This is a genomic window from Kitasatospora putterlickiae, assembly GCF_039527695.1.
In the GTDB taxonomy this organism is placed as follows: Bacteria; Actinomycetota; Actinomycetes; order Streptomycetales; family Streptomycetaceae; genus Kitasatospora; species Kitasatospora putterlickiae.
In genome coordinates, this window is the sequence record NZ_BAAAKJ010000441.1 from 1 (window position 1) to 7,875 (window position 7,875).

Annotated in this window: 9 protein-coding genes; 2 read left to right on the forward strand and 7 right to left on the reverse strand. The window is 72.3% G+C overall.

Annotated elements, in window-relative coordinates; genetic code table 11:
* Positions 1-183 precede the first annotated feature (183 nt).
* The 3 genes from ABD308_RS36015 to ABD308_RS36025 all read right to left on the reverse strand — a co-directional run bounded on the left by ABD308_RS36015 (position 184) and on the right by ABD308_RS36025 (position 2,132).
* Positions 184-987 (reverse strand): DUF3710 domain-containing protein, encoded by an 804-nt coding sequence (locus tag ABD308_RS36015; RefSeq protein ID WP_344344365.1) that lies wholly within the window; start codon positions 985-987, stop codon positions 184-186.
* A gap of 69 nt (positions 988-1,056) precedes the next feature.
* Positions 1,057-1,524 (reverse strand): dUTP diphosphatase, encoded by a 468-nt coding sequence (dut, locus tag ABD308_RS36020; protein WP_344344367.1) that lies wholly within the window; start codon positions 1,522-1,524, stop codon positions 1,057-1,059.
* The gene (locus ABD308_RS36025) at positions 1,521-2,132 is read right to left on the reverse strand and encodes a PaaI family thioesterase (protein ID WP_344344369.1); all 612 of its coding nucleotides are present in this window, start codon (positions 2,130-2,132) and stop codon (positions 1,521-1,523) included. Before ABD308_RS36025 ends, dut begins: the two co-directional genes overlap by 4 nt.
* 85 nt (positions 2,133-2,217) lie before the next feature.
* On the opposite strand from ABD308_RS36025, the gene ABD308_RS36030 reads away from it, so the two are divergent.
* Entirely contained in the window at positions 2,218-2,667 is a 450-nt protein-coding gene (locus ABD308_RS36030; RefSeq protein ID WP_425554942.1) for a DUF3093 domain-containing protein, read from the forward strand.
* Positions 2,668-2,915: 248 nt separating this feature from the next.
* Here ABD308_RS36030 and ABD308_RS36035 read toward each other — a convergent pair whose 3' ends face one another.
* The 4 genes from ABD308_RS36035 to ABD308_RS36050 all read right to left on the reverse strand — a co-directional run bounded on the left by ABD308_RS36035 (position 2,916) and on the right by ABD308_RS36050 (position 7,030).
* Complete coding sequence (locus ABD308_RS36035) at positions 2,916-3,215, reverse strand: DUF4193 domain-containing protein (RefSeq protein WP_327681335.1); 300 nt, start codon at positions 3,213-3,215, stop codon at positions 2,916-2,918.
* 454 nt (positions 3,216-3,669) lie between these two features.
* On the reverse strand, positions 3,670-4,650 hold the full coding sequence (locus ABD308_RS36040) for an acyl-ACP desaturase (protein ID WP_344344374.1): 981 nt from the start codon (positions 4,648-4,650) through the stop codon (positions 3,670-3,672).
* A 321-nt stretch (positions 4,651-4,971) separates the two neighbouring features.
* Positions 4,972-6,282: a sensor histidine kinase gene (locus ABD308_RS36045; protein WP_344344376.1), complete on the reverse strand. Its 1,311-nt coding sequence runs from the start codon at positions 6,280-6,282 to the stop codon at positions 4,972-4,974.
* Between the two features lie 94 nt (positions 6,283-6,376).
* Complete coding sequence (locus ABD308_RS36050; protein WP_344344378.1) at positions 6,377-7,030, reverse strand: response regulator transcription factor; 654 nt, start codon at positions 7,028-7,030, stop codon at positions 6,377-6,379.
* Between the two features lie 466 nt (positions 7,031-7,496).
* Between ABD308_RS36050 and ABD308_RS36055 the strand changes: the two genes are divergently transcribed.
* Positions 7,497-7,682: a hypothetical protein gene (locus tag ABD308_RS36055; protein ID WP_030301315.1), complete on the forward strand. Its 186-nt coding sequence runs from the start codon at positions 7,497-7,499 to the stop codon at positions 7,680-7,682.
* The last annotated feature ends 193 nt before the right edge of the window (positions 7,683-7,875 follow it).

Here is a 7,875-nt window from a genome sequence, read left to right on the forward strand (position 1 = left end):
TGTTTCCAGCTTATCAGATGTTTTCCGCTCCGTTTTCCGGAGTTTCATTCATCGGACTTCGCTTTCCGCTTGTCCCCGCTCTCTCGCGGCGACTCCGGAACTGTACGGGGACCGGGCCGTCACATGCAAATCGCCCCCGCCCTGGGTCCGGGCGGGGGCGATCGACGAGCTCAAACAGGGTGCTCAGCGGACCTCGGTGATCTCCGGGCCGCGGGCGAACGGGTCGAGCGCGGTGCTGCCGAAGCGGTTCTCGCCCTCGCCGGTGGCCGCGACGGCGCCGCCGCCGTCGGCGACCATCTGCGCGTCCTCGGGAAGCTTCAGCACGATCGGGTCGCGGGGCGCCATCGGGGTCTCACCACGGACGACGACGGTCTGCCGGAAGACCTGCTCCAGGATCCCGCCCACCTCGGGCTGGACGGCGGCCTGGCCGGAGATCACGCCGCGGAGGAACCAGCGCGGGCCGTCGCAGCCGACGAACCGCACCAGCTGCACGCCCTGCGTGCCGTCCGGCAGCTGCACCGGGACCTGGGCGCGGAGGTGCCAGCCCAGCGGGCCCTCCTCCTCCTCGACGATGCCGCCCTGCGAGGTGATGCCGGTGGCGATCTCCTCGCGGACCTCGCCCCAGATGCCCTCCGACTTGGGGGCCGCGAAGGCCTGCAGCTGGATGGCGCTGTTGCCGAGGACCAGGGTGGCGGCCACGATCGCGTCGCCGGCCACCTCCACCCGGAGTTCCATGCCCTCGACACCGGGAACCAGCAGACCCCCGAGGTCCACGCGGCCCTCTTCCGGGTTCTCCAGCTCGGAGTGGTCCCACGGGCCGTCCGGACGCGGGGCCGGCGGCAGACCGACCCGGTCCGCCGGGTCCAGCTCGGTCACGTTCTCGCTCTCGGCGGAACCTTCGACGTCATCGGCCGTCTCGTCGGCGCTGATGGCGTCGTCGGCGAGCTGCTCGACAGCGTCCTCGCTCTTCTGGCGACGACGGAACACGGTCACTGTCCTTCCCGGTCCAAGACCGATGCGAATACCTGCTCGGCTTCCTGCGAGGCCGCGGGCAGCCTAGACCGCGGCGTGGCCGCCGGTCGACCCGAACCCGCCCTCGGCGCGTGCCGACCCCGGCAGCTCCTCCACCTCGTGGAAGCGGGCCTTCTCGACCTGCTGGATCACCAGCTGGGCGATCCGGTCCCCTCGGCGGAAGCTGACGCCCTCGCGCGGGTCCAGATTGACGACGATCACCTTGATCTCTCCACGGTACCCGGCATCGACCGTCCCTGGGGCGTTCACCAGAGCAACTCCGCAACGAGCTGCGAGCCCGGAACGCGGGTGGACGAACGCCGCGTAGCCGTCGGGCAACGCGATGGCGATCCCGGTGGGCAGCACGGCCCGCTCGCCGGGGGCCAGTTCGGCGTCGACGGTGGTCCGCAGGTCGGCGCCCGCGTCGCCGGGCTGCGCGTACGCGGGCAGCGGCAGCCCGGGGTCGATCCGCCGGATCAGGACGTCGAGGGGCTCGCGGGGGGTGGTGCTCAAGGGTTCACCTCAAAGGCTCGGGCGCGCTTCATCAGGTCGGGGTCGTCGAGGACCTTCTCGATGTCCTCGGGACGACCGTGCTTGGTGAAGTGTTCCAGCTTCACCTGGATGAAGAGCGCCTGCGCTCGCACCGCGACCGGTCCCTCGGGCCCGCCGATCCGCGCCTCGGCGGCACTGTAGACCTTCCGGCCGTGCACGCCGGTGACCCGGGCGCTCAGGTGCAGGGTGGAGCCGACCGGCACCGGGGAGAGGAAGTCGGTCTCCAGCCGGCCGGTGACGGCGGGGGCGTGGAGCAGCCAGTTGAGCGTGCCCAGGATCTCGTCCATGGCGGTGGTGAGCAGTCCGCCGTGGGCCAGGCCGGGGCCGCCCTGGTGCTCCGGGCGGACGGTGAACTCGGCGGTGACGTCGAGCCCCTCGCCGGCCACCGCGTCGATCCGCAGGCCACCGGGGTGCCCCGGGCCGCAGCCGAAGCAGTGCTCGTAGTGGGAGCCGAGCCGGGTGCCGGGGGCGGGGGCCTCGGGGGCGCGCGGCGGGAGGACGGCCTCCGGCGGCGGCGTGGTGGGGGTCGTGGGGGCGGCGGGCGCGGTGGGGGCTGTCGAACCGGTCACGGCGCCCCACCCTACCGATCGGTAGCCGCGCCCGGGACGGGGGTTGCGTCCGGCCGCCGGCGTCACGGCGCCCACAATGGAGGGCATGTACGACGAACGCCTCACCGTGCCGCGCTCCTGGTGGCTGTTCCCGGTCGTGATCGGCCTCACCCTCGCGCTGATCCTGCTGCGCTTCAGCGCGGTGGGCGCGCTGGTCGGGCTGGTGGTCGGCATCGCCGCCGGCGCCGCCGCGATCAGCAGTTACGGCTCGGCCCGGATCCGGGTGGTCCAGGGCTCGCTGGTGGCCGGCCCGGCCCGGATCCCGGTGGACGCCCTCGGCGCCGCGCAGGCGCTCGGGCCGGCGGACGCCGCCGCCTGGCGCGGGCCCAAGGCCGACCCGCGGGCCTTCATGCTGCTGCGCAGCTACGTGCCGACCGCGCTGCGGGTCGAGGTGAGCGACCCGACGGACCCGACGCCGTACCTCTATCTGTCGACCCGCTCGCCGATGAAGCTGGCGGAGGCCCTGGACGAGGCCCGCCGCAACGCCCGCGCCTGAGGGCGGGCGAGGCCGCCCGGCCCAGACGCCGGCGACGACGAAGACGACCAAAAAGGAGAGGGACGGTACCGCCTGGGCGGTACCGTCCCTCCGCGTCTCTGGGAAACGCTTTCCATCCGACCGTATGACTGGTGCGTCCGTCGTGACGGACGCCGGAGCTGCCGTCCGGCCCCGCTGCCCGGGGCCGGAAGGGGCGTCGCACCGGTCTCGCGGACACCGCGAAACCCGAGTCATGACCGCCCTGGTCCTCAGGCGCCGCAGTCCCGGCAGATCGGGTTGCCGTTCTTCTCGCTGTACAGCTGGCTGCGGTGGTGGACCAGGAAGCAGCTCATGCAGGTGAACTCGTCGGCCTGCCGCGGCAGCACCCGGACGGAGAGCTCCTCGTTCGAGAGGTCCGCGCCGGGAAGCTCCATGCCCTCGGCGGCCTCGAACTCGTCGACGTCGACCGAGCTGCCGCCCTTGTCGTTCCTGCGGGCCTTGAGCTCCTCGATGCTGTCCTCGTTGAGCTCGTCATCGGTCTTGCGTGGGGTGTCGTAGTCGGTAGCCATTTTTCGCTCTCCCCCTCCGGGTTGTGCGGTGTGTGCGGTATCTCCAGCGCACGTAACGCATGGGGGGTCGGTCTTGTGCCCGACCCGAGGCGGAGATTTTGCCTTACTTCAAGCCCCGTTACTCAATCGACACTCAGCCAGGGGTCCGTTGGGGTGATCCACTCGGGCGTTCGGGGCCTCACGCAGGGCCATCGCCACGGCGCGCGAACGACCAAATGGTGGACACGCTCCGTAAGCGAAGGTCCTGGACGCGCTCGCCAATTCCCTTGCCCACCAGGGCCGGGAGCCAATCCTCCGATCCGCCCCCGATCGCCGTCCCACTCACGGACGGCGATCGGAGGGGTCGGCGACGCGATCACTCTCCGGTGTCATCCGACCTCGCGGAGCGACACGGTGTGAGCTTGCTCACGTTAGTCGCCGCCCCGGGCAAACCGTGGAAAATCCGCCCAAGCCGCTACGCCTGCTTCCGGGCCGCCCGGCGGGCCAGCAGGGCCGCCTGGCGCTCCTCGAACCTGGTCGCCTGGGTGTCCAGTCCTTCGAGGAAGACACCGAGCTCCTGCTGGGCCTGCGCGCCGTCCGGGCCGAGGTCGGCCAGCTCCATGATCTTCAGGTGCCGCAGCACCGGCTGGAGCACGTCGTCGTGGTGAATGCGCAGGTTGTAGACGCCGCCGAGGGCGATCTGGGCGGCCGCGCGCTCGAAGCCGGGGATGCCGTGGCCGGGCATCCGGAAGTTGGTCACCACGTCGGCGACGGCGCGCATCGCCTGGTCCGGGGCGATCTCCAGGGCGGCCTTCAGCAGGTTCCGGTAGAAGACCATGTGCAGGTTCTCGTCGTTGGCGATCTTCGCGAGGAGCTGGTCCGCGAGCGGGCAGCCGGCGAAGTGGCCGGTGTTGCGGTGCGCGATGCGGGTGGCGAGCTCCTGGAAGGCCACGTAGGCGACCGACTGCAGCATGCTGTGCGCGTTGTCGGACGCGAAACCGTCCGCCATGTGGGCCATCCGGGCCCGCTCCAGCTCGTTCGGGTCGACGGCCCGGGTGGTGAGCAGGTAGTCGCGGATGGCTATGCCGTGCCGGCCCTCCTCCGCGGTCCAGCGGTGGACCCACTCGCCCCAGGCGCCCTCACGGCCGAACATGGTGGCGATCTCGTGGTGGTAGCTGGGGAGGTTGTCCTCGGTGAGCAGGTTGACCACGAGCGAGACGCGGCCGAGCGGGGTCACCTTGGACTGCCCGAGCTCCCAGGCCTCGCCGCCCAGGACGCCGTCGAAGTCACGGCCCTGGCTCCACGGGACGAACTCGTGCGGCATCCAGTCCTTGGCGACCTTGAGGTGCCGGTCGAGTTCCTTCTCGACGACCTCCTCAAGGGCCAGGATCAGCCGCGTGTCGGTCCAGGCGCTCGAACCGAGCGAGGTGCTGCGCTGCACGGGGGCGATGGTCACGGGTCTGGCTCCTGGGGGACGGGCACGCTCGGGACGAGTGCGTAGGACGGGTACGCCGGAGTCCGTTCGGACGGCACTTACGGTCGCGTAGGTTACGACACCGTAAGTTGCCCGGACCGGAAAAGACAAGCCGCCCCCGCCAGGCCTTATGTCGTCTTGACAGGCCTGGCGGGGGCGGCTGGGAATGGTCGGCGCACGGACCGGGCTCACCCGGACGGCGCAGCGGCCCCGTCACGGCCCCGAGAAGGGCCGTGACGGGGCCGCGGAGGCCCGGGGAGCACTGCCCGGAGGGGAAGGGCGCCCGGCGTGTTCCTGGGCCCGTCACCCGCCCGGGATGCGCACGCGCATGGTGAGGCCGCCGCCGGCGCGCGGGGTGGCCTCGATGGTGCCGTTGTGCGCCCGGACCACCGAGCGGACGATCGACAGGCCGAGGCCGACCCCCTTGTCGCTGCGGGTCCGGTCGGCGCCCCTGACCCGGCGGAACGGCTCGAAGATGTGCTCCAGCTCGTAGCCGGGCACCACCGGACCGGTGTTGGAGACCACCAGCTCGCCGCCGCCGGGCACCGGGGCCGTGGTGATCTCCACCCAGCCGTCCGGGGAGTTGTAGCGGACCGCGTTCTGCAGCAGGTTGAGGGCGATCCGCTCCAGCAGGACGCCGTTGCCGGAGACCGTCGCCGGGTGCAGCGAGGCGCGCAGGTCGACCTCGCGCTTGGCGGCCTCCGCCCTGGTCTGCTCCAGCGCCCGGGTGGCCACCTCGGAGAGCTCCAGCGGGCGGCGGTCGGTCAGCTCGTTGTCGCTGCGGGCGAGCAGCAGCAGGCCCTCGACCAGCTGCTCGCTGCGCTCGTTGGTGGCCAGCAGGGTCTTGCCGAGCTGCTGGAGGTCGGGCGAGGCCTGCGGGTCGGAGAGCTGGACCTCCAGCAGGGTGCGGTTGATCGCCAGCGGGGTGCGCAGCTCGTGCGAGGCGTTGGCGACGAAGCGGCGCTGGGAGTCGAAGGAGCGGTCGAGGCGCTCCAGCATGTCGTCGAAGGTGTCGGCCAGCTCCTTCAGCTCGTCGTCCGGGCCGTCCAGCTCGATCCGCCGGTGCAGGTCGGAGGAGGCCACCTCGCGGGCGGTGCGGGTGATCCGGCCGAGCGGGCGCAGCACCCGGCCGGCCATCGCGTAGCCGGCCGCGAAGGCGATCACGGCGAGGCAGACCAGCATGGTGAGCGACTTGCGCAGCAGCGTGTTGAGCGCGCTGTCGGACTTCACGGCGTGGCTGTTGGACAGGTACTGGTTGAACGCCTCGGTGCTCATCAAGTCGCCGTTCACCCAGGCCCCCCTCGGGCCGAAGTCGAAGGGCGGCGGCGCGACGTCCTGCAGCGCCTGCCGGATGAAGACGTACATCAGCAGCAGCAGCACCACGCCGGCCATCAGGAACATCCCGCCGTAGAGCAGGGTGAGCCGGATCCGGATGGTGGGGCGGAACGGCAGCCAGGCGAGCATGCCGTCGCCGGGCACGTAGGTGTCGTGCGAGGAGTGCAGACGGGGGGCGCGCGGCGGGTGGGCCGGCTTGGGCGGTACGGGCCGGTTGGGCACGGCGCGCCCTCCGGTGGGCGCGCCGGAGGGCCCGCCGGCCGGGGGCGGGGTGGTCATGATGGTCCTCTCGGGGCGTCCGCCGGGGCGGGCGCGTGGTGGGGGCTGGGATCCGGGCGGGCCCGCGGGTTCCGGTCGGAGCCGCGGGGTCCGGTCAGACCCGGTAGCCGGAGCCCGGCACGGTGACGATCACCGGCGGGTCGCCGAGCTTGCGGCGCAGCGTCATCACGGTGACGCGCACGACGTTGGTGAACGGGTCGGTGTGCTCGTCCCAGGCCTTCTCCAGCAGCTGCTCGGCGGAGACGACGGCGCCGCCGGCCCGCATCAGCACCTCCAGGACGGCGAACTCCTTGGGGGCGAGCTGGACCGGGCGGCCGTCGCGGATGACCTCGCGGCGGCCGGGGTCGAGCGAGATGCCGGCCCGCTCCAGGACGGGGGGCAGCGGGACGGTCGCGCGGCGGCCCAGGGCGCGGACCCGGGCGACGAGTTCGCTGAAGGCGAACGGCTTCGGAAGGTAGTCGTCCGCTCCGATCTCCAGGCCCTCGACCCGGTCGCTGATGTCGCCGGAGGCGGTCAGCATGATCACCCGGGTGGCCAGGCCCTGGTCGACCACACTGCGGCAGACGTCGTCACCGTGGACCAGCGGCAGGTCGCGGTCGAGCACGACCACGTCGTAGTCGTTGACCGCGATGCGCTGGAGCGCGGCCTCCCCGTCGTAGACCACGTCGACGGCCATCGCCTCGCGGCGCAGACCGGTGGCCACGGCCTCGGCGAGCAACTGCTCGTCCTCGACGACGAGAACCCGCACGGTGGTTGTCCCTTCTTCAGGCCGGCCCCGGAAGCGGACGCGCGGCTCCGACGCTGCCTCCATCCTGCCTGGTCCTGCGGTAAGGCAGCGATAAGCTGCCCCGCGGGCACGTCCGCCGGCCGGCGGCGCCGGGCGCGCGCGGGCGGGGTTCGTGGCGGAAGCAGTCCGGTTGGACTGTGACGCGGGCAACTTTCTCGGGCTTTTCTTCGGCCCGGAGGTTTCCCCGCCCCCGGGGCGGGGAGGACAGCTGCACACCCGCGATCCGGTTTCTGAGCCGATCGCACCCACCCGCCGTGCGTTCATCCGCGCCGGCCCTGGGGCTGGGGCGTCACCGGGAGCGGCCGAGGGCCGTCTCCGCGCCCGTCCGGCGATCTTCACGACCCGGACCGGACGCTTCCGCTGGCTACCGTCACCCCGGGGCGGGGGGCGCACGACCGTGCACGTCCGACACAGTAAGGGGGCCCGTATGGACGCCTTCACCGCCGGAATCCTGCAGCGCATCGCCAACGCCGAGCAGGACCTGCACCGCGCGATCGAGGCCGGGGACGAGTTCCTCGCCGAGGTGGAACAGTCCGAGCTGGACGATCTGCGTCGTCTCGCCGCCGAGCACGGCGTGGACACGGTGCTGGAGCGCCACCGCACCGCCGCCTGATCCAGCCCGACCCGTCGCCGGCTCTCCGGCACCAGCGGCCCTGCGGGGGCCGTACGAAACACCAGGCCCTGGCATCCCCCGTATGTCAGGGCTCTTCGTCGCCCCGAACGGCCCGAGGAGGCCCGTCCCCGACCGCAGCCGCGGCCGGGGGCGGGCCTTCCCGCGTCAGTCCGCCCAGGCGTTCAGGGCGGGG